Raw genomic sequence first — 20,900 nt, forward strand, 5'->3', positions numbered from 1 at the left:
CCCGTGATCCCTAAAATTAACCGGCAAACCGCGCCAGCAGAGACTCACCCAATGAGGAGACAGCGGTTATGCGCGCCTCACGCCCTTGCGCCTGGTAATCTAAGTGTATTTCGATATCCGGTTCAGGCAGTACACCCGCACCCTGCTGCGGCCATTCCACCAGGCAGATGGAATCGTTAGAGAAATAATCGCGGATCCCCATAAATTCGAGCTCCTCGGGATCGGCAAGGCGGTACAGATCGAAATGGTAAACCATCAGTTTATCGAGGGTATACGGCTCGACCAGGGTATAAGTTGGGCTTTTGACGTTGCCGCGGTGTCCCAGCGCTTGCAGGAAGCCACGGCTGAAGGTGGTTTTACCGGCGCCGAGATCGCCGTACAGATAGATAACCGTCGCGCCGTCGCAGGCTTTCGCCACGCGGTCGCCGAGGTCTAAGGTCGCCTGCTCGTCGGGTAAGGGAATCACTCGATTAATCATGGTCTACGTCAATCACATCCGGGTTAACAACACGCCGTAGCGTGGAAAAGAGATCGGTGGCCAGCATACCGCGGGTACCGAAGCGCGCCGCGAGTTCATCCGCCGCCGCACCGTGCGCGACACAGCCCGCGCAGGCAGCATCATAAAGCGAGAAGGCCTGCCCCAGCAATGCGCCAATGATACCGGAGAGCACATCGCCCATGCCGCCACTGGCCATCCCCGCATTTCCGGCGTCGATCAGCGTTATCGCCCCCGCTTCGCAGGCCACCACCGTGCCCGCGCCTTTCAGCACCACAACACCGCCATACCGTTTTACCAGACGCTGAGCAGAAAGTAAGCGATCGGCTTCAATTTCTGTTACGCGACAGTTCAGTAACCGCGCGGCTTCGCCAGGATGCGGGGTTAACACGCGATTGTGACGTTTATCGGGATTGATTGCCAGCAGGTTCAGCGCATCGGCGTCCCACAGCATCGGTTTACAGACGTTTTCTACTTTACGCAGCGCCTGTTTTCCCCACGCGCTTTGTCCGAGGCCGGGGCCAATGACCACCGCATCCGCCCATTGCAAACTTTCATCCAGAATATCGGGCGTCAGTTCATGCACCATCAGCTCCGGTCTGGCGGTAATAATCGGCGCAACGTTTTCAATGCGAGTAAGCACTCGCACTAGTCCAGCTCCCGCGCGCAGTGCGGCTTCTCCTGTCATGCGTATCGCGCCAGCGGTACCGTGATCGCCGCCGATAATCACCAGTTTGCCATGGTCACCTTTATGCGACGTCGGGCGACGCGGCGGGAACCACGCGGTGAGTTGTGACACGTCGGCACGATAGATATCCGTCGTCTGTGCTTCCAGCCAGCGTTCCAGCCCCAGCGCATGATGATGCAAACGCCCGACCACATCTCGCGCCTTGCCGGTTAATAAGCCCGGCTTGAGGGCAATAAACGTGAGGGTATGCGCGGCGTGGATCACCGCACCGGGCGCGGTGCCGGTTTGCGCGTTCAGGCCAGAGGGAATATCGAGAGCGAAAATGGGTGCGGAATGTAGATTCGCCAGTTCAATCAGGCGGGCGATATTCTCGCGCGGCGCGCTCTGTAAACCCGTGCCGAGTAGCGCGTCGATGATAAGGTCAGTCTCTTCCGGCCACACGGTTTGCGGCGAGTGAATCACCCCGCCCGCATTCAGCCAGGCCTCGCGCGCAGCATGGGCCTCTTCCGGCAGCGGTTTATCGCTCTCTTGCGCCAGCAGCGTGACATTGATGCCCGCCGCCTGCGCCAGACGCGCCACCACGTAGCCATCACCGCCATTGTTGCCATGGCCGCAGAGAATCAACCAGTGTGAAGTTGTCGGGTATATTTCACGCGCCAACGTAAACGCAGCGTCACCCGCGCGTAGCATCAGTTCAAACAACGTCATGCCAAGACTGTCTGCCGCCTCTTTCTCTGCGCGACGCAGGTCATCCGCAGCCCATACGGAGTGTGGTATACTTGCAGAGTTTCTCGTCAATGTATGGTCCGTCATGTCACAGCCCCTCGATCTCAATCAGTTAGCGCAACAAATCAAACAATGGGGCACTGAACTGGGCTTTCAGCAGGTAGGTATCACCGATACCGATCTCAGCGCCTCCGAGCCAAAATTACAGGCATGGCTGGACAAACAGTACCACGGCGAGATGGAGTGGATGGCCCGCCACGGCATGATGCGTGCCCGCCCTCATGAGCTTCTGCCCGGCACGTTGCGCGTGATCAGCGTGCGAATGAACTATCTGCCCGCCAATGCAGCCTTTGCCAGCACCCTGAAAAATCCCGAACTCGGTTATATCAGCCGCTACGCGCTTGGACGCGATTATCATAAGCTGCTGCGTAATCGCCTCAAAAAGCTGGGCGAGTTGATTCAGGAACAGTGCGTCTCGCTGAATTTTAGACCTTTTGTCGATTCTGCGCCTATTCTGGAGCGACCGTTAGCCGAAAAAGCCGGGATTGGCTGGACAGGTAAGCACTCACTTATCCTTAGCCGTGACGCCGGATCGTTCTTTTTCCTCGGCGAGTTACTGATCGATCTGCCGCTGCCCATCGATAAACCGGTGGTCGAAGAGTGTGGGCGCTGCGTAGCCTGTATGACTATTTGTCCGACCGGCGCCATCGTGGAGCCTTACACCGTCGACGCACGTCGCTGTATCTCCTATCTCACTATTGAGCTGGAAGGCGCTATCCCGGAGGAATTTCGTCCACTGATGGGCAACCGTATCTACGGCTGCGACGATTGCCAGCTCATTTGTCCGTGGAATCGTTTTTCACAACTGACAGACGAAGCTGACTTCAGCCCGCGCAAGGCACTACATGCCCCAGAATTGATTGAACTCTTTGCCTGGGATGAAGCGAGGTTCCTGAAACTGACCGAAGGTTCGCCCATTCGTCGTATCGGCCATTTGCGCTGGCTGCGTAATATCGCCGTTGCCCTGGGCAATGCACCGTGGAGTAAGGCCGTTATTGAGGCGCTTGAGACGCGCCGAGGTGAGCACCCACTTCTCGATGAACACATAGAATGGGCGATTGCGCAGCAAATTGAGAAGCGAAATGCCTGCGTGGTCGAGGTGCAGTTACCCAAGAAACAGCGGCTGGTGAGAGTGGTTGAGAAGGGATTACCGCGTGACGCGTAAAACATTCACAGGCTGTGAATAAAAATAAAAAAGCAAAGGGATTCAAAGCACACAGAGAGGTCAAGTGATCAAAATAACATTTTGAAATATTATTTTTCCCATAATGTTCAATGGGATACAAAGATACCGTTCACCGTTCGAAGAATTCTACCTTCCCGTAAAAGTGTCCTGGTCTGTGGATAACTCTGTTTACAAGAGTATTTCAGAAACGAAAAATCACCTCAGCAAATCGACTTCACTGTGGTTTTAACGAATCAGAAAGAAAATTTGGAGCGGGAAACGAGACTCGAACTCGCGACCCCGACCTTGGCAAGGTCGTGCTCTACCAACTGAGCTATTCCCGCTTGGGTGGTGCGTGCTTAGAAAGCACTTTTCAAATTTTGGAGCGGGAAACGAGACTCGAACTCGCGACCCCGACCTTGGCAAGGTCGTGCTCTACCAACTGAGCTATTCCCGCTTGGGTGGTGCATGCTTAGAAAGCATCTTTCAAATTTTGGAGCGGGAAACGAGACTCGAACTCGCGACCCCGACCTTGGCAAGGTCGTGCTCTACCAACTGAGCTATTCCCGCAAATTTGTTGCTGTCGTAACAACGATTTCTCTGTCGTTACGGGAGGCGCATTATACGAGAAATCCTTTTTGCTGCAACCCCCTCTCAAGCGTTTTTTTTGAAATAGTGTTCAAGTGCCGAATAATTCATCATCCTGGTGCTTTTTACGCCGAATGGCAAGCGCCATCCGGCAAAGACGAGAATCAGAGCTTAATAAAGTTCTCACGGTAGTACGCCAGTTCAGCCACCGACTCACGAATATCATCCATCGCCTGGTGCGTACCCTGCTTCTTAAAACCGTCCAGAATTTCCGGCTTCCAGCGACGCGCCAGCTCTTTGAGCGTGCTCACATCCAGATAACGATAATGGAAGTAGGATTCCAGTTCCGGCATATACTTAAACAGGAAACGACGGTCCTGGCCGATGCTGTTACCGCAAATCGGCGATTTTCCTTCCGGAACCCACTGCTTGAGGAATTCAAGTGTAGCCAGCTCCGCCGCGCGGTCGTCAATGGTGCTGGCTTTCACGCGATCGACCAGCCCACTACCGGTATGCGTGCGCACGTTCCACTCATCCATCAGCGCCAGTTGTTCATCTGACTGATGCACCGCAATGGTCGGGCCTTCCGCCAGAATGTTCAGATTCGCGTCAGTCACCAGGGTTGCGATTTCAATGATGCGATCGCGCTCGGGATCGAGACCGGTCATCTCCAGATCGATCCAAATCAGGTTGTTTTCATCTGCACTCATGTTATTTTCCACCCTTATCGCGTGACTATATTCATCTAAAATAGCGTGTATCATAGATCTTTTGCCCATTATGGGCGACCAGGAGTCTGTACGATTGAGTAAAAATAAACTCTCCAAAGGTCAGCAGCGTCGCGTGTCGGCTAACCACCAGCGCCGTCTTAAAACGACTGCGGAGAAGCCCGACTACGATGACAATCTGTTTGGTGAAACCGCTGAAGGCACCGTAATCAGCCGTTTTGGCATGCATGCTGACGTTGAATCCGCCGACGGCGAGACGCACCGCTGCAACATTCGCCGCACCATTCGTTCGCTGGTAACCGGCGATCGCGTTGTCTGGCGTCCGGGTAAAGCGGCAGCCGAAGGCGTAAACGTCAAAGGGATCGTCGAAGCGGTACATGAGCGAACCTCAGTACTCACGCGCCCGGACTTTTACGATGGCGTCAAACCGATCGCCGCTAACATCGATCAAATCGTTATCGTCTCTGCCATTCTGCCGGAACTGTCGCTGAATATTATCGACCGTTATCTCGTCGCCTGCGAAACACTGGACGTCGAGCCGATCATCGTGCTGAACAAAATCGATCTGCTGGACGACGAAAGTATGGCTTTCGTGAATGAGCAGATGGATATCTACCGCAACATTGGCTATCGCGTGCTGATGGTTTCCAGCCATACACAGGATGGCTTGAAACCGCTGGAAGAAGCGCTGACCGACCGCATCAGTATTTTTGCCGGGCAGTCTGGCGTCGGGAAATCAAGTCTGCTGAATGCGTTGCTGGGGCTCAACGAAGAGCGGATCCTGACCAACGATGTTTCCGATAACTCCGGTTTAGGCCAGCACACCACGACCGCCGCACGTCTGTATCATTTTCCGCATGGCGGCGATGTGATTGATTCTCCGGGCGTTCGAGAATTTGGTCTGTGGCACCTTGAGCCGGAACAAATCACCAACGGCTTTGTCGAATTCCATGATTATTTGGGTTTGTGCAAATACCGCGACTGCAAGCATGACACCGATCCCGGTTGCGCCATCCGCGAAGCCGTTGAAGAAGGTAAAATTGCCGAGACGCGATTCGAAAATTATCACCGCATCCTGGAAAGTATGTCGCAGGTAAAAACGCGTAAAAACTTTTCTGATGGTGATAACTGAGAATTATGCTTTAGCGACTGACATTTATCGCGTGCGTCGTTAAAATCGCCACCTTTTCTTTTGGGGCCCGCGCATAATGCGGGTTCAGGAACGACACATCATGGCCTGGAGGCTACTTTGTTAAACGATCTTAAACTTTCACTGCAATACATTCTGCCTAAACTGTGGCTTACCCGCCTCGCAGGCTGGGGTGCGAGCAAGCGAGCAGGATGGCTGACCAAACTGGTTATCGATCTGTTTGTGAAATACTACAAGGTCGATATGCAAGAGGCGCAGAAACCAGATACCGCCAGCTATCGCACCTTCAACGATTTCTTTGTGCGGCCGCTGCGTGACGATGTGCGCCCGCTGAATACCGACCCGAACGTGCTGGTGATGCCTGCCGACGGTGTTATTAGCCAGTTAGGCCGTATCGAAGAAGACAAAATTTTGCAGGCCAAAGGTCACGACTATTCGCTGGAAGCACTGCTGGCAGGCAACTACCTGATGGCCGATCTTTTCCGCAACGGGACTTTCGCCACGACTTACCTGTCGCCGCGTGACTATCACCGCGTCCATATGCCGTGCAACGGTATTCTCCGCGAGATGATCTACGTCCCGGGCGATCTCTTCTCAGTAAACCATTTAACCGCGCAGAACGTACCTAACCTGTTTGCCCGTAACGAGCGTGTTATCTGCCTGTTCGACACCGAATTTGGCCCGATGGCGCAGATTCTGGTCGGCGCGACCATCGTTGGCAGTATCGAAACCGTATGGGCAGGTACGATCACGCCGCCGCGTGAAGGCGTTATCAAACGCTGGACCTGGCCGGCGGGCGATAACGAAGGCTCCGTTGCCCTGCTGAAAGGCCAGGAGATGGGGCGCTTCAAACTGGGTTCCACTGTCATCAACCTCTTCGCGCCAGGCAAAGTCCAGCTGATTGAAGAGCTGAAAAGCCTTTCGGTGACCAAACTGGGCCAGCCGCTGGCAGTCTCAACCGAAGCCGTGGTAATTCCAGAGCCGGAAGTCCTGCCGGAAGAAGAAGTGGCGGCTGAAATTGAAGCCAGCCCACTGGTCGACGATAAGAAAGACGAAAGCTAAATTCAAAAAAGGGTTCTGACGTGCGCCTGATTATCACTTTCCTGATGGCCTGGTGCCTCAGCCTGGGGGCGTACGCAGCGACGGCCCCCGACAGTAAACAAATAGCTCAGGAGCTGGAGCAGGCTAAATCCGCCAAACCTGCCCAGCCTGAAACCGTTGAAACCTTGCAAGGTGCGCTGAACGCGCTTGAGGAGCGCAAAGGCTCTCTTGAGCGCGCTACGCAGTATCAGCATGTGATCGACAACTTTCCTAAACTTTCCCAAACATTACGTTCCCAACTGAATAACCTGCGCGAAGAGCCGCGCGAGGTTCCGGAAGGCATGAGCGCTGATGCGTTAAGCCAGGAAATCCTTCAGGTCAGCAGCCAGTTACTGGAAAAAAGCCGCCTGGCGCAACAGGAACAGGAACGCGCACGGGAAATCGCTGACTCTCTGAATCAGCTGCCGCAACAGCAAACCGATGCCCGTCACCAGTTGAATGAAGTGGAACGTCGCGTCGGCGCGCAAACGGCCAACACACCACAGGCGCAGGCGCAAAACCTGGCGTTACAGGCCGATTCAGCACGCCTGAAGGCGCTGGTTGATGAACTGGAACTGGCGCAGCTTTCGGCGAATAATCGCCAGGAGCTGTCGCGTATGCGTTCAGAACTGGCGCAGAAACAGGGCGAACAGCTGGATGCGTATCTTCAGGCGCTGCGCAATCAGCTCAACAGCCAGCGCCAGCGCGAAGCCGAACGGGCGCTGGAAAGCACCGAACTGCTTGCCGAAAACAGCGCTAACCTCCCCGTCGGTATTGTTAATCAGTTCAAAGTTAACCGTGAGCTTTCTCAGGCGCTGAATCAGCAGGCGCAGCGTATGGATTTGGTCGCATCGCAGCAGCGTCAGGCCACCAGCCAAACGTTACAGGTTCGTCAGGCGCTGAACACACTGCGTGAACAGTCGCAATGGCTGGGTTCCTCTAATCTGTTGGGCGAAGCGTTACGTGCACAGGTTGCTCGCCTGCCGGAAATGCCCAAACCCCAGCAGCTTGATACTGAAATGGCGCAGCTGCGCGTACATCGCCTGCGCTATGAAGATTTACTCAATAAGCAGCCGCAACTGCGCCAAATTCAGCAGGCCGATGGCAAGCCGCTAACCGCCGAGCAGAATCGCATTCTTGAAGCGCAGCTTCGTACCCAGCGTGAATTGCTGAACTCGCTGTTGCAAGGCGGCGACACGCTGATTCTGGAGCTCACCAAGCTGAAAGTTTCCAACAGCCAACTGGAAGACGCGTTAAAAGAGGTGAATGAAGCCACCCACCGCTATCTGTTCTGGACCTCAGACGTGCGGCCAATGGATTTCAGTTGGCCGCTGGAAGTGGTGCAGGATCTGCGCCGCTTAATCTCGCTGGATACCTTCAGCCAGCTAGGTAAAGCCACTGCGATGATGCTCACCAGCAAGCAGACGCTGCTACCGCTCTTTGCGGCGTTGATTCTGGTGGGCTTCAGTATCAGTTCGCGCAAACACTTTACCCGTTTTCTGGAGCGTTCCAGCGCACGCGTCGGTAAGGTCACCCAGGATCATTTCTGGCTGACCATGCGTACCGTTTTCTGGTCGATTCTGGTCGCTTCTCCCCTGCCCGTCCTGTGGGCGACGCTTGGCTATGGCCTTCAGGAGGCCTGGCCTTACCCGCTTGCCGTGGCGATTGGTGATGGCGTAACCGCCACCGTGCCGTTGCTGTGGGTGGTGATGATCTGCGCCGCCTTTGCCCGCCCGAATGGTCTGTTCATCGTGCACTTCGGCTGGCCCCGTAACCGCGTACTTCGGGCGATGCGCTACTATCTGATGAGTATCGGGCTTATTGTGCCGCTGATTATGGCGCTGATCATGTTCGATAATCTCAACGATCGCGAGTTTTCCGCCTCATTAGGCAGGCTGTGCTTCATCCTGATATGTGGCGCGCTGGCGGTGGTCACGCTCAGCCTGAAACGCGCCGGTATTCCCCTCTGGCTCGATAAAGAGGGCGACGGCGATAACATGGTTAACCGCCTGCTATGGAATCTGCTTTCCGGTGCGCCAATGGTTGCTATTTTAGCGGCAGCCGTCGGTTATCTGGCAACATCACAGGCCTTGCTGGCGCGTCTGGAAACCTCGGTCGCTATCTGGTTCCTGTTGCTGGTGATTTACCACGTTATTCGCCGCTGGATGCTGATTCAGCGTCGTCGTCTGGCGTTCGACCGTGCCAAACATCGACGCGCAGAGATGCTGGCAAACCGTGCCCGAGGTGAAGAAGAGACGCACCCGACCAGTCTTGAAGGCTCGGTGGAAGCCGAGGTGAGTGAAGTCGATCTCGACACCATCAGCGCACAGTCGCTGCGGCTGGTACGCTCAATTCTGATGCTCATCGCGCTGGTTTCGGTGATTGTGCTGTGGTCTGAAATTCACTCCGCTTTCGGCTTCCTGGAAAATATCTCGCTATGGGATGTCTCCTCGACCGTGCAGGGCGTGGAAAGTATTGAACCCATTACGCTCGGGGCGGTGTTGATTGCGATTCTGGTGTTTATCATCACTACGCAACTGGTGCGAAATCTGCCCGCACTCCTCGAGCTGGCGCTACTGCAGCACCTCAACCTGACGCCGGGCACCGGCTACGCGATCACCACCATCACCAAGTACCTGCTGATGCTGTTTGGCGGGCTGATTGGCTTCTCGATGATTGGTATTGAGTGGTCGAAATTACAGTGGCTGGTTGCCGCGCTCGGTGTCGGACTTGGTTTCGGGTTACAGGAAATTTTCGCCAACTTTATTTCCGGCCTGATCATCCTGTTTGAGAAACCCATTCGTATCGGCGATACGGTCACTATTCGTGATTTGACCGGAAGCGTCACCAAGATCAACACTCGCGCCACCACCATCAGCGACTGGGACCGCAAAGAGATTATCGTGCCGAACAAGGCCTTTATCACCGAGCAGTTCATCAACTGGTCGCTGTCGGATTCGGTTACCCGCGTGGTGTTGAGTATTCCTGCGCCGTCGGATGCCGACAGTGAAGAGGTGACGCAGATTCTGCTGACGGCGGCACAGCGCTGCTCGCTGGTAATTGATAACCCGGCCCCGGAAGCCTTCCTGGTCGACCTGCAGCAAGGGATTCAAATCTTTGAACTGCGTATTTACGCAGCGGAGATGGGGCACCGTATGCCGTTACGCCACGAAATCCATCAGTTGATTCTGGCGGGCTTCCGCGAGCACGGCATCGATATGCCGTTCCCACCGTTCCAGATGCGTCTGGAAAGCCTGGGTGGCACGAAAACACCGGCGGGAAGAACATTAACGTCCGCGGGACGTGGACGTAAGGCCGGAAGTTTGTAGGTCGCTTAAGAGATCGGTAGGGCGGGCCAGCATCACGCTCCCCGCCATTGCCTGATGGCGCTTCGCTTATCAGGCCTACCGAGCCTTTCGATTACTCCATTGCCAACTCAGGCGCATTCGCCGTCCGGCGACGATAGTTCTCATAAATCCCCATCGCCATCAGCGAGAAGAAGATCGGCCCGCCAACCATCCACAGAGCACTGCTCCAGTCATTCGCTTCAATCACCGGTTGGATAACGGTGAAGATGTTGGCAAACGACACGATCAACACCACGACTACGGTGGCGACCAGTGCAGAAGCACGCGTTTTAAAGATAACAAACGGTCTTTCCAGATCGGTTTTCGCTTTGAAGAACGGGAATGCCAGAGCAAGGAAGAGATACGGCAGGGTCATCGAGACGTTCGCCATCAGCGTCAGTTTGTTATAGAACGCGGAAGCCGTATCACCGCCAAACGATACCAGCAGGATAAACAGACAGACCAGACCACACTGCGCCCACATTGCGGTTTCCGGCATACCGCTCGCGTTCAGACGCGTGATGGAGGTCGGCCACAGTGCTTTTGGTGTGCCCTGCACGATGGCTTTCAGCGGCGAGTAGATCAGGGTGAAGAACGCACCGGTATACGCGAGGAACATCGACAGGCCAGTAATGCGCGCAAACCCTATTCCAAGCGAAGTAGTCGCCTCTGGGGTTAACCCCAGCGCATGCCCGAGCGTTTCGCCCAGGCTATGCATCAGCACATAGGTAATATTACCAAGGTTGGTAGCACGATTACTCAACACCGCCTGCCAGTTGGTGCTCACGCCCCACAGAACGATCGCCAGCGCGTAGCCGATAGAGATAACAATCGCCGCGAAGATAATGCCTTTTGCGAAGTTCTTCTCCGGGTTTTCGGTTTTATCCACCAGCCCACCGACGGCTTCGATACCGCCGTAGGCAAAGATGGCAAAGACCACAAAAGACAGCATCGCCAGACCAGACTGGTAGCCGGGGTTCGGCGAGGCGACGAAGTTAATCGGTTCGGCAAAGTTTCCGCCATTTAGCGCCAGAATGATGATACTCACGACCAACAGCACCAGGTTCAGGCACATCACTGAAATCCCACCAACGGCAGTTATTTTGGCGATTTTATTGATCCCGCGGGAGGCAACAAACGTCACCAGTAACATCCAGCATACCGCCAAAATGCCGACAGCTTGTGTAGGCGTCAGGCCAGCGAAAGCCCACACCTGAGTTTGATCCGAGCCGCACATGAAGGTGGAAAATGGCACCCACACTTTCGCCGCAGTACTGACCATCCAGACCACATAGGACGAGAACCACATAAAGGTACCAATAAAGGCGAAGCGTGGCCCTACGCTGTTATTCATCCACGAGTAAATACCGCCCTCTTCCTTGCGGTACGCCGAGCCCATTTCCGCCATCATGAGTGCAAAAGGAATAAAGAAGAAGAGTGCCGAGAGAATATAAAAAGGCGCGGCGCTGTAGCCCATTAAATAGAATGCCGACGGGCTATTGGCAAAGCCAAACACCGACGTAAAGATCATCAGAATAAGCCCGGTGAGGCTCATCTTTTTTAGAGACTGGTTCATCTTGCCGTTCCAAAAAGAGTCATAACGCAAATCACGTTATCCCACGCCGACTGGCAGGGAAGAAAGCGCGGATAGTAGCAAAAAACCAGATTATTATTGTGACAATATTGGCGGATAACGAAGGAAAGTCTGTAAAAAAGAGCGGCGTTAGTTACATTAACTAAACAGGATGAATACAACAAGCTAATTCAATAATGCGCGGCTATGTTTTACCGGGATAGCCGCGCAGAGATATCAGGCGCGATCGACCGTAAAGGCGATAACGTCGGCAATTTTCTCCGCGTCCAGCGCCAGCATCACCAGACGATCGACACCCAACGCTACGCCAGAACAATCAGGCAGACCAGCGGCTAACGCATCCAGCAGGTTCTGATCGATAGGCTGCTGCGGCAGACCGCGCGCGGCGCGCTTACGGTTATCCTGCTCGAAACGCTGCTGCTGTTCACGCGCGTCGGTCAGTTCATGGAAACCGTTCGCCAGCTCCATACCTTTGAAGTAGACCTCGAAACGTTCCGCCACACGGTGATCTTCAGCGCTGATTTGCGCCAGAGACGCCTGGCTTGCCGGGAAGTGGTAAACAAAAGTCGGACGATCTTTCCCGATGTGCGGCTCTACGCCGAAGGCAAACAGCAGTTGTAACAGGGTATCCCGGTCTTCTTCTGCATCGGCAACGTTGCTGAGATCCAATTTTGCAGCCACCTCACGCAGCAGCGTTTTATCGGCAGAAAGCGGGTCAATTTCCAGATGGCGCTGGAATGCCTGTTGATAAGAGAGGCTTTCCGCCGGCTGGCACTCCAGTACCTGTTGCAGCAAATCATCCACCTCGTTGATGAGTCGGTACATATCAAAATGCGGACGGTACCACTCCAGCATGGTGAATTCCGGGTTGTGGTGACGCCCCATTTCTTCATTACGGAAGCTTCTGCACAACTGGAAAACCGGGCCACAACCTGCCGCCAGAAGACGCTTCATGTGGTATTCCGGGCTGGTCATCAGATAGAGATTCACGCCCTGAGAATGCCCCGGGCCCACAAAGCGAGTCTCAAACGGCACCAGATGGACATCAGTTACCGTAGCCTGGCTCATACAGGGCGTTTCCACCTCAAGCACGCCGCGGTCAGCAAAGAAACGACGAATTTCCGTCATCACAGCCGCGCGTTTTAACAGGTTAGGGATGGATGCGCTCGGCTGCCAGGTTGCCGTCTCGCTCATGGTTTTTTCTCCAGATTCAAACAAGGGCACGAAGTCTACTCGTAACCTGTCAACGAGACAAATTTTGTGCGGAAATTATTAGCGTGGTCAGTCGGCGCAAGGGAGTAGCAAGGGGTAGTTTAGTAATTAAATTAATCATAATTAGTGATGATTCGGGGCTATCAGACTCAAAAATAATCGAACACATCAAATTTCCCTCAGATTTCTACGGGTATACTGCTTTACCCATAAAGGAGCAGTGGAAACGTTTCCGCCATAGCGAGTCGTAATCAGGTGAACTACCTTTTGCTTAGAGCGAGTGCGGAATAACAATAATCTGGAGGAATGTCGTGCAAACCTTTCAAGCCGATCTTGCCATTATAGGTGCTGGCGGAGCTGGTCTACGAGCAGCCATCGCCGCGGCGCAAGCTAATCCAAACGCCAAAATAGCTTTAATCTCAAAAGTTTATCCGATGCGCAGCCACACCGTTGCGGCTGAAGGCGGTTCCGCAGCCGTCGCACAGGATCACGATAGCTTTGAATACCATTTTCACGACACCGTCGCCGGCGGGGACTGGCTCTGTGAACAGGATGTCGTGGACTACTTCGTCCATCACTGCCCGACAGAGATGACCCAGCTTGAGCAATGGGGCTGTCCGTGGAGCCGTCGTCCGGACGGCAGCGTGAACGTGCGCCGCTTCGGGGGAATGAAAATTGAACGTACGTGGTTCGCCGCCGATAAGACCGGCTTCCACATGCTTCACACCCTCTTCCAGACCTCTTTGCAATTCCCGCAAATTCAACGCTTTGATGAACATTTCGTCCTCGATATTCTGGTCGATGATGGCCACGCCCGCGGCCTGGTCGCGATGAATATGATGGAAGGTACGCTGGTGCAGATTCGCGCCAACGCGGTGGTGATGGCGACCGGCGGCGCGGGCCGCGTCTATCGCTACAACACCAACGGTGGCATCGTCACCGGCGACGGCATGGGTATGGCGCTGAGCCATGGCATTCCGCTGCGTGATATGGAATTCGTTCAGTATCACCCAACCGGCCTGCCGGGTTCAGGCATCCTGATGACCGAAGGCTGCCGTGGTGAAGGCGGTATTCTGGTCAACAAAAACGGCTACCGTTATCTGCAGGATTACGGTATGGGCCCGGAAACCCCGCTGGGCGAGCCGAAAAACAAATATATGGAACTGGGTCCGCGCGACAAAGTTTCTCAGGCCTTCTGGCACGAGTGGCGTAAAGGCAACACTATCTCCACGCCGCGCGGCGATGTGGTTTATCTCGACCTGCGTCATCTGGGCGAGAAAAAACTACTGGAACGCCTGCCGTTCATCTGCGAACTGGCGAAAGCGTACGTGGGCGTCGATCCGGTGAAAGAGCCGATTCCGGTGCGTCCGACCGCGCACTACACCATGGGCGGTATCGAAACCGATCAGCAGTGTGAAACCCGCATCAAAGGGCTGTTTGCGGTGGGCGAATGCTCCTCTGTCGGCCTGCATGGCGCAAACCGTCTGGGTTCCAACTCGCTGGCTGAACTGGTGGTCTTTGGTCGCATGGCGGGCGAACAGGCAATGGAACGCGCCGCAACCGCAGGCGAAGCCAACAACGCCGCGCTGGACGCTCAGGTTGCTGACGTCGAAAGCCGCCTGAAAGCGCTGGTTAATCAGGAAGGTAGCGAAAACTGGTCGAAGATCCGCGACGAAATGGGTCTGTCGATGGAAGAAGGCTGCGGTATCTACCGTACGCCGGAATTGATGCAGAAAACCATCGATAAGCTGGCCGAGCTGCAGGAACGCTTCAAACGCGTACGTATCACCGATACCTCCAGCGTGTTCAATACTGACCTGCTCTACACCATTGAGCTGGGCCACGGTTTGAATGTCGCCGAATGTATGGCGCACTCGGCCATGGCGCGTAAAGAGTCCCGCGGCGCGCACCAGCGTCTGGACGAAGGCTGCACCGAGCGCGATGACGTCAACTTCCTCAAGCATACGCTTGCTTTCCGCGATGCCGACGGCACCACGCGTCTGGACTACAGCGATGTGAAAATCACCACGTTGCCGCCAGCCAAGCGTGTCTACGGTGGCGAAGCTGAAGCAGCCGATAAAAAGGAGAAAGCGAATGGCTGAGATGCATAACCTGAAAATCGAAGTGGTGCGCTATAACCCGGAAGTGGACTCCGCGCCGCACAGCGAATTTTATGAAGTGCCTTATGATGAAACCACTTCGCTATTGGATGCGTTGGGCTACATCAAAGATAACCTGGCGCCCGATTTGAGCTATCGCTGGTCCTGCCGTATGGCGATTTGTGGTTCCTGCGGCATGATGGTCAATAAAGTGCCGAAGCTGGCCTGTAAGACCTTCCTGCGCGATTACACGAAAGGCATTAAGGTTGAGGCGCTGGGCAATTTCCCGATCGAGCGCGATCTGATCGTCGATATGACGCACTTTATCGAAAGTCTGGAAGCCATTAAGCCATACATCATCGGCAACTCGCGTACGCCGGATCAGGGCCCGAATAACCAGACACCGGCGCAGATGGCGAAGTATCATCAGTTCTCTGGCTGCATTAACTGTGGCCTGTGCTACGCAGCCTGCCCGCAGTTTGGTCTGAATCCTGAGTTTATCGGCCCGGCGGCGATTACGCTCGCCCATCGCTATAACGAAGACAGCCGCGATCATGGGAAGAAAGAACGTATGACGCAGCTGAACGGCCAGAATGGCGTCTGGACCTGTACCTTCGTCGGTTACTGCTCCGAAGTGTGCCCGAAACACGTCGACCCGGCAGCGGCCATTCAGCAGGGTAAAGTGGAAAGCTCGAAAGACTTTCTTATCGCTACCCTGAAACCACGCTAAGGAGTGCATCATGACGACTAAACGCAAACCCTATGTGCGGCCAATGCCGTCCACCTGGTGGAAAAATCTGCCGTTTTATCGCTTCTATATGCTGCGTGAAGGAACGGCGGTAACCGTTGTCTGGTTCAGCATTTTGCTGATTTGCGGCCTTTTTTCGCTGAAGCATGGGCCTGAGTCCTGGGCAAACTTTGTCAGTTTCCTGCAAAACCCGATTGTGGTGATTCTGAATCTGATCACCCTCGCGGGCGCGCTGCTGCATACCAAAACCTGGTTTGAACTAGCGCCGAAAGCCGCCAATATTATTGTAAAAGACGCAAAAATGGGGCCAGAGCCCATTATCAAAGGGCTCTGGGTGGTGACGGCTCTCGTCACCGTGGTCGTGCTGTTTGTGGCACTGTTCTGGTAAGGAGGCCAGGGTGATTAATCCAAATCCAAAACGTTCTGACGAACCGGTATTCTGGGGCCTGTTTGGCGCAGGTGGAATGTGGGGCGCGATCGTCGCGCCGGTGATTGTCCTGCTGGTTGGTATCATGCTTCCGCTGGGGCTGTTCCCGGGCGATGCGCTGAGCTATGAGCGTGTGCTGGCCTTTGCACAGAGCTTTATTGGCCGTGCGTTTCTGTTCCTGATGATTGTGCTGCCGCTGTGGTGCGGTTTACACCGTATTCACCACGCGATGCACGATCTGAAAATTCACGTTCCAAGCGGAAAGTGGGTTTTCTACGGCCTGGCTGCTATTCTGACGGTTGTGACGCTGATTGGTATCGTCACTATCTGATGAAAATCTAATGTTAATCCGGCCCGCCACTGGCGGGCCGTTTTGTATGGAAGCCTGGTCATGTTTAAAACGTCTCTCTGCGCGCTGCTGCTCGGCGCATCGTGTACTGCACTTGCCGCCCCCCACACTGAACAACAGATAACGGAAATCGTTAATCGCGCCATTACACCACTCATGAAAGAGCAGGCTATTCCCGGCATGGCCGTCGCGGTCATCTATCAGGGCACGCCGTATTATTTTACCTGGGGCGATGCTGACGTTGCGAAAAAGCAGCCCGTCACGCAACAGACGCTGTTCGAGCTGGGGTCAGTCAGTAAAACCTTCACCGGCGTCCTGGGCGGCGACGCGATTGCGCGTGGGGAAATTAGTCTGAATGATCCGGCAACAAAGTACTGGCCGGAATTGACCGGTAAGCAGTGGCAGGGCATTACGCTGCTGCATCTCGCAACTTACACCGCAGGTGGATTACCGTTACAGGTGCCGGAAGACGTGACTACCGATACTGAACTACGCCGCTACTACCAAAACTGGCAACCTGAATGGGCACCGGGGACGCATCGCTTATACGCTAACGCCAGCATTGGGCTTTTTGGCGCGATGGCGGTGAAACCGTCCGGTCAGAGCTTTGAGAAGGCCATGACCGAGCGCGTGTTGCAGCCGCTCAAGCTCACGCATACGTGGATAACCGTGCCGCCCGCCGAACAGAAGCACTACGCCTGGGGTTATCGCGACGGGAAAGCCGTGCATGTCTCGCCTGGTCAACTGGACGCCGAAGCTTATGGCGTAAAATCCACTATTCAGGACATGGCCCGCTGGGTGCAGTTCAATATGGACACCAGCAAAATCAGCGAGAAGACTCTGCAGCAGGGCATTACGCTTGCGCAGTCGCGCTACTGGCAGATTGGCGATATGTATCAGGGATTAGGTTGGGAAATGCTGAACTGGCCGGTAAACCCTGACACCATAATTAACGGCAGCGACAGTAAAATCGCCCTCGCCGCTCTGCCTGCAAAAGCCGTCACGCCGCCTGTACCTGCCGTAAGCGCATCATGGGTGCATAAAACCGGTGCAACCGGCGGATTTGGCAGCTACGTCGCTTTTGTTCCGCAGAAAGAACTCGGCATTGTGATGCTGGCAAACAAGAATTACCCTAACCCTGCACGTGTAGCCGCTGCGTATCAAATTCTGAATTCGCTGCAATAAGTGATTTTTGGCCTGTTTCAGCAGGCCATTCTCTCTCGATTTTCCTGCTGTCATCTACACTTAACAAAAAACCAGTAAGGAAACTCCTATGCGCATCCTGCCCGTTGTCGCCGCCGTCACCGCCGCATTTTTGGTGGTTGCCTGCAGCTCCCCGACACCGCCGAAAGGCGTTACTGTCGTAACTCCATTTGATGCAACTCGCTATCTCGGCACATGGTACGAGATTGCCCGATTTGATCACCGATTTGAACGCGGGCTGGAACAGGTCACCGCAACCTATCGTCTGCGTGATGACGGCGGCCTGAATGTGACGAATAAAGGCTATAACCCGGATCGGGCAATGTGGCAGAAAACGGAGGGGAAAGCCTATTTTACGGGCGATCCAAATCGTGCGGCCCTGAAGGTATCGTTCTTCGGCCCCTTCTATGGCGGCTATAACGTGATTGCACTCGATAAAGAGTATCGCCACGCGTTGGTTTGCGGGCCGGATCGCGACTATCTGTGGATACTCTCACGCACACCGACCATTTCTGATGAGATGAAACAGCAAATGCTGGCCGTCGCAACCCGGCAAGGTTTTGATGTCAGTAAGCTAATTTGGGTGAAACAGCCCCATTAATGGGTGCTGAGTTTCAAACCGATAATGCCAGCAACAATCAGCCCCAGGCTCGCCAGACGCATGGGGCTTGCCGATTCACCCAGCAGGAGAATACCGGTAATGGCAGCCCCCACAGCGCCGATACCCGTCCAGACCGCATAAGCCGTACCGACCGGCAGGCTTTTCATCGCCCACGATAGCAACGCCATACTGACAATCATTGCCGCAATGGTGATAACGCTTGGCGTCAGGCGGCTGAAGCCATGCGTGTATTTCAGGCCAACCGCCCACACCACTTCGAGTAAACCCGCGATAAGAAGAATAATCCAGGACATAACAGGCTCCAGAGAAATGGGGCCGTCCCCGATGAAAAAGAGGCGCTTACGGGTCGTCCCGCAAGGCGATAATGAGCGGATATTTTATCAATCGATAACGCGAGGATCAAACAGGAAGAGCGGTACGGTGAGGTCATCACCGTACCGCTCAGGAGTGCAAATTACTGCTGAGCTTTAGTGGCCGCACCGGAAATCGCATTGCCACCATCAGAAATATCTTCGCCAACGCCGCGCGTTGTATTACACGCCGTCAGTACAGATGAAAGCACTACCACGGTAAAAAACGCTGCAATTGTTTTCTTAATCATCATGTCGTCCTTTAATGGTCAATGTTTTATGCATGTAGCCTGTTAAGCATAGACAAATTCCCGCGCTTCGACGGAAAAGGAGAACGATTTAAGAATTATGAAGGTTAGCTGGCGGCGTGAGAGATGATGCTGCCAAGATCTTTGATATCTTCACCAACGCCACGCGCGGTGTTGCATCCGCTAAGCAGGGTGCCAGTGACAATCAACAGTAGAAGTGTTTTAACGGTACGTGTCATCATCCTTGCCTGAAATCATCAGGCGCAGCGCGGTGCTGCGCCCTCATTCATCCATTTATAACATGGATTACTTCACGCGGGATACATATTCGCCAGAGCGGGTATCCACTTTGATCACTTCGCCAATCTGAACGAACAGCGGAACTTTAACCACTGCGCCAGTGGACAGGGTCGCCGGCTTGCCGCCAGTGCCTGCGGTGTCGCCTTTCAGACCTGGATCGGTTTCAATGATTTCCAGTTCAACGAAGTTCGGCGGGGTCACGGAGATAGGCTGGCCGTTCCACAGGGTCACGATGCATTCAGCCTGGTCCAGCAGCCATTTTGCGTTGTCGCCAATCGCTTTTGCATCAGCAGACAGCTGTTCGAAGGTTTCGTTGTTCATGAAGTGCCAGAACTCACCGTCGTTGTACAGGTAAGTCAGGTTCATATCGACAACGTCAGCACCTTCAGCGGAGTCAGTAGACTTGAAGGTTTTCTCTACACGGGTGCCGGTCAGCAGGCGGCGCAGTTTAACGCGAGCAAACGCCTGGCCTTTACCTGGTTTAACGAATTCACTGGATTCAACCGCGTACGGTTCGCCATCCAGCATGATTTTAAGACCAGCACGAAAATCGTTGCTATAGTAAGTCGCCATAAGGCCCTCTGAAATTGTGAAATGGTAGCTAAGCCACAAAATGGCGCATATTGTAACCCTAAATACCCCATCCAGAGAAGATTGGTTATCGCAACTTGCCGATGTTGTGACCGATCCGGATGAACTATTACGTCTTTTAAATGTAGACGCTGATGAAAAATTGCTCGCAGGAAGAGAAGCGAAACGTCTTTTCCCGCTTCGCGTTCCCCGCGCGTTTATCGCCCGGATGGAAAAAGGTAACCCAAATGACCCGTTATTGCGTCAGGTTTTAACCGCGCAGGACGAGTTTGTCACCGCGCCCGGTTTCTCGACCGATCCGCTGGAAGAGCAGCACAGCGTGGTACCAGGGCTCCTGCATAAATACCACAATCGTGCGTTGTTACTGGTCAAGGGCGGCTGTGCGGTGAACTGCCGTTACTGCTTCCGTCGTCACTTCCCGTATGCGGAAAACCAGGGCAACAAGCGCAACTGGCAGGCCGCGCTCGACTACATTGCGCAGCATCCTGAGCTGGACGAAATTATTTTCTCCGGCGGCGACCCGCTAATGGCGAAAGACCATGAACTGGCGTGGCTGATAACACACCTGGAAGCTCTCCCGCATGTAAAACGTCTGCGCATTCATAGTCGCTTGCCCATTGTTATTCCGGCACGCATCACCGATGAGCTGGTTACGCGTTTTGCGCAAAGTAGGTTGCAAATCCTGCTGGTGAATCACATCAACCATGCCAGAGAGATAGACGATGCGTTTCGTGCCGCAATGGGGCGTTTACGTCAGGCAGGCGTGACGCTATTAAACCAGAGCGTGCTGCTACGCGGCGTGAACAATCATGCTCAAACGCTTGCTGACCTCAGTAACGCGCTTTTTGATGCGGGCGTGATGCCTTACTACCTTCACGTTCTCGATAAAGTGCAGGGCGCAGCCCACTTCCTGGTGAGCGATGACGAAGCACGTCATATTATGCGCGAACTTCTGACACTGATTTCCGGTTATATGGTGCCAAAACTGGCGCGTGAAATCGGCGGCGAGCCTAGCAAAACGCCATTGGACCTTCAGCTTCGTCAGCAATAATTTATCTGCCCTCTATTATGAGGGCAATATTATTCACTATCGATATAGTTAATTAATAATAGTTGCCCGACTGAGATT

The 20,900-nt window shown here is 54.3% G+C and carries 20 protein-coding genes and 3 tRNA genes; 11 read left to right on the forward strand and 12 right to left on the reverse strand.

The window, feature by feature from the left end:
- Positions 1-16 precede the first annotated feature (16 nt).
- Together tsaE and nnr are read right to left on the reverse strand one after the other, a co-directional pair.
- Complete coding sequence (gene tsaE, locus ACOXYR_RS19470; RefSeq protein ID WP_015966217.1) at positions 17-478, reverse strand: tRNA (adenosine(37)-N6)-threonylcarbamoyltransferase complex ATPase subunit type 1 TsaE; 462 nt, start codon at positions 476-478, stop codon at positions 17-19.
- The gene (gene nnr, locus ACOXYR_RS19475; RefSeq protein WP_421355702.1) at positions 471-1,997 is read right to left on the reverse strand and encodes a bifunctional ADP-dependent NAD(P)H-hydrate dehydratase/NAD(P)H-hydrate epimerase; all 1,527 of its coding nucleotides are present in this window, start codon (positions 1,995-1,997) and stop codon (positions 471-473) included. Before nnr ends, tsaE begins: the two co-directional genes overlap by 8 nt.
- On the opposite strand from nnr, the gene queG reads away from it, so the two are divergent.
- The gene (queG, locus tag ACOXYR_RS19480) at positions 1,996-3,135 is read left to right on the forward strand and encodes a tRNA epoxyqueuosine(34) reductase QueG (RefSeq protein WP_108476118.1); all 1,140 of its coding nucleotides are present in this window, start codon (positions 1,996-1,998) and stop codon (positions 3,133-3,135) included. The genes nnr and queG overlap by 2 nt on opposite strands.
- Before the next feature lie 268 nt (positions 3,136-3,403).
- Here the strand turns inward: queG and ACOXYR_RS19485 are convergent.
- From ACOXYR_RS19485 to orn, 4 genes are all read right to left on the reverse strand, one after another.
- A tRNA-Gly gene (locus ACOXYR_RS19485) sits at positions 3,404-3,479 on the reverse strand.
- 37 nt (positions 3,480-3,516) lie between these two features.
- Positions 3,517-3,592 (reverse strand) — tRNA-Gly (locus ACOXYR_RS19490).
- 37 nt (positions 3,593-3,629) lie between these two features.
- Positions 3,630-3,705 (reverse strand) — tRNA-Gly (locus ACOXYR_RS19495).
- A gap of 182 nt (positions 3,706-3,887) precedes the next feature.
- A complete protein-coding gene (orn, locus tag ACOXYR_RS19500) occupies positions 3,888-4,433 on the reverse strand; it encodes an oligoribonuclease (RefSeq protein ID WP_108476117.1) in 546 nt (181 codons plus the stop codon).
- 94 nt (positions 4,434-4,527) lie between these two features.
- Here orn and rsgA point away from each other — a divergent pair, with 94 nt between their 5' ends.
- The 3 genes from rsgA to mscM all read left to right on the forward strand — a co-directional run bounded on the left by rsgA (position 4,528) and on the right by mscM (position 10,010).
- On the forward strand, positions 4,528-5,583 hold the full coding sequence (gene rsgA / locus ACOXYR_RS19505; protein WP_189623802.1) for a small ribosomal subunit biogenesis GTPase RsgA: 1,056 nt from the start codon (positions 4,528-4,530) through the stop codon (positions 5,581-5,583).
- A gap of 117 nt (positions 5,584-5,700) precedes the next feature.
- The gene (gene asd / locus ACOXYR_RS19510; RefSeq protein ID WP_350435381.1) at positions 5,701-6,663 is read left to right on the forward strand and encodes an archaetidylserine decarboxylase; all 963 of its coding nucleotides are present in this window, start codon (positions 5,701-5,703) and stop codon (positions 6,661-6,663) included.
- A gap of 20 nt (positions 6,664-6,683) precedes the next feature.
- Entirely contained in the window at positions 6,684-10,010 is a 3,327-nt protein-coding gene (gene mscM / locus ACOXYR_RS19515) for a miniconductance mechanosensitive channel MscM (protein WP_421356638.1), read from the forward strand.
- A gap of 91 nt (positions 10,011-10,101) precedes the next feature.
- Here mscM and yjeM read toward each other — a convergent pair whose 3' ends face one another.
- Together yjeM and epmA are read right to left on the reverse strand one after the other, a co-directional pair.
- Entirely contained in the window at positions 10,102-11,604 is a 1,503-nt protein-coding gene (yjeM, locus tag ACOXYR_RS19520; RefSeq protein ID WP_108476113.1) for a glutamate/gamma-aminobutyrate family transporter YjeM, read from the reverse strand.
- Positions 11,605-11,838: 234 nt separating this feature from the next.
- Positions 11,839-12,816 (reverse strand): elongation factor P--(R)-beta-lysine ligase, encoded by a 978-nt coding sequence (gene epmA / locus ACOXYR_RS19525; RefSeq protein WP_421356637.1) that lies wholly within the window; start codon positions 12,814-12,816, stop codon positions 11,839-11,841.
- Between the two features lie 329 nt (positions 12,817-13,145).
- On the opposite strand from epmA, the gene frdA reads away from it, so the two are divergent.
- From frdA to ACOXYR_RS19555, 6 genes are all read left to right on the forward strand, one after another.
- Positions 13,146-14,936: a fumarate reductase (quinol) flavoprotein subunit gene (gene frdA / locus ACOXYR_RS19530; protein ID WP_108476111.1), complete on the forward strand. Its 1,791-nt coding sequence runs from the start codon at positions 13,146-13,148 to the stop codon at positions 14,934-14,936.
- Entirely contained in the window at positions 14,929-15,663 is a 735-nt protein-coding gene (locus ACOXYR_RS19535) for a succinate dehydrogenase/fumarate reductase iron-sulfur subunit (protein WP_015966227.1), read from the forward strand. The genes frdA and ACOXYR_RS19535 overlap by 8 nt, the downstream gene beginning before the upstream one ends.
- Positions 15,664-15,673: 10 nt before the next feature.
- A complete protein-coding gene (gene frdC / locus ACOXYR_RS19540) occupies positions 15,674-16,069 on the forward strand; it encodes a fumarate reductase subunit FrdC (RefSeq protein WP_108476110.1) in 396 nt (131 codons plus the stop codon).
- 10 nt (positions 16,070-16,079) lie between these two features.
- A complete protein-coding gene (gene frdD, locus ACOXYR_RS19545; RefSeq protein WP_108476109.1) occupies positions 16,080-16,439 on the forward strand; it encodes a fumarate reductase subunit FrdD in 360 nt (119 codons plus the stop codon).
- A 60-nt stretch (positions 16,440-16,499) separates the two neighbouring features.
- Entirely contained in the window at positions 16,500-17,642 is a 1,143-nt protein-coding gene (ampC, locus tag ACOXYR_RS19550) for a CMY2/MIR/ACT/EC family class C beta-lactamase (protein WP_421356636.1), read from the forward strand.
- 88 nt (positions 17,643-17,730) lie between these two features.
- Entirely contained in the window at positions 17,731-18,261 is a 531-nt protein-coding gene (locus ACOXYR_RS19555; RefSeq protein WP_015966231.1) for a lipocalin family protein, read from the forward strand.
- On the opposite strand, the gene sugE is transcribed toward ACOXYR_RS19555, so the two are convergent.
- From sugE to efp, 4 genes are all read right to left on the reverse strand, one after another.
- Complete coding sequence (gene sugE / locus ACOXYR_RS19560) at positions 18,258-18,575, reverse strand: quaternary ammonium compound efflux SMR transporter SugE (RefSeq protein WP_015966232.1); 318 nt, start codon at positions 18,573-18,575, stop codon at positions 18,258-18,260. The genes ACOXYR_RS19555 and sugE overlap by 4 nt on opposite strands.
- 161 nt (positions 18,576-18,736) lie before the next feature.
- Entirely contained in the window at positions 18,737-18,883 is a 147-nt protein-coding gene (ecnB, locus tag ACOXYR_RS19565; RefSeq protein ID WP_015966233.1) for a lipoprotein toxin entericidin B, read from the reverse strand.
- Between the two features lie 104 nt (positions 18,884-18,987).
- Entirely contained in the window at positions 18,988-19,119 is a 132-nt protein-coding gene (locus tag ACOXYR_RS19570; RefSeq protein WP_421356639.1) for an entericidin A/B family lipoprotein, read from the reverse strand.
- Positions 19,120-19,186: 67 nt separating this feature from the next.
- Complete coding sequence (efp, locus tag ACOXYR_RS19575) at positions 19,187-19,753, reverse strand: elongation factor P (protein ID WP_108476106.1); 567 nt, start codon at positions 19,751-19,753, stop codon at positions 19,187-19,189.
- Between the two features lie 40 nt (positions 19,754-19,793).
- Here efp and epmB point away from each other — a divergent pair, with 40 nt between their 5' ends.
- On the forward strand, positions 19,794-20,822 hold the full coding sequence (gene epmB, locus ACOXYR_RS19580) for an EF-P beta-lysylation protein EpmB (protein ID WP_421356635.1): 1,029 nt from the start codon (positions 19,794-19,796) through the stop codon (positions 20,820-20,822).
- Positions 20,823-20,900 lie beyond the last annotated feature (78 nt).

Origin of the sequence: Pseudocitrobacter faecalis (genome assembly GCF_965231525.1) — a bacterium.
GTDB lineage: Bacteria > Pseudomonadota > Gammaproteobacteria > Enterobacterales > Enterobacteriaceae > Pseudocitrobacter > Pseudocitrobacter faecalis.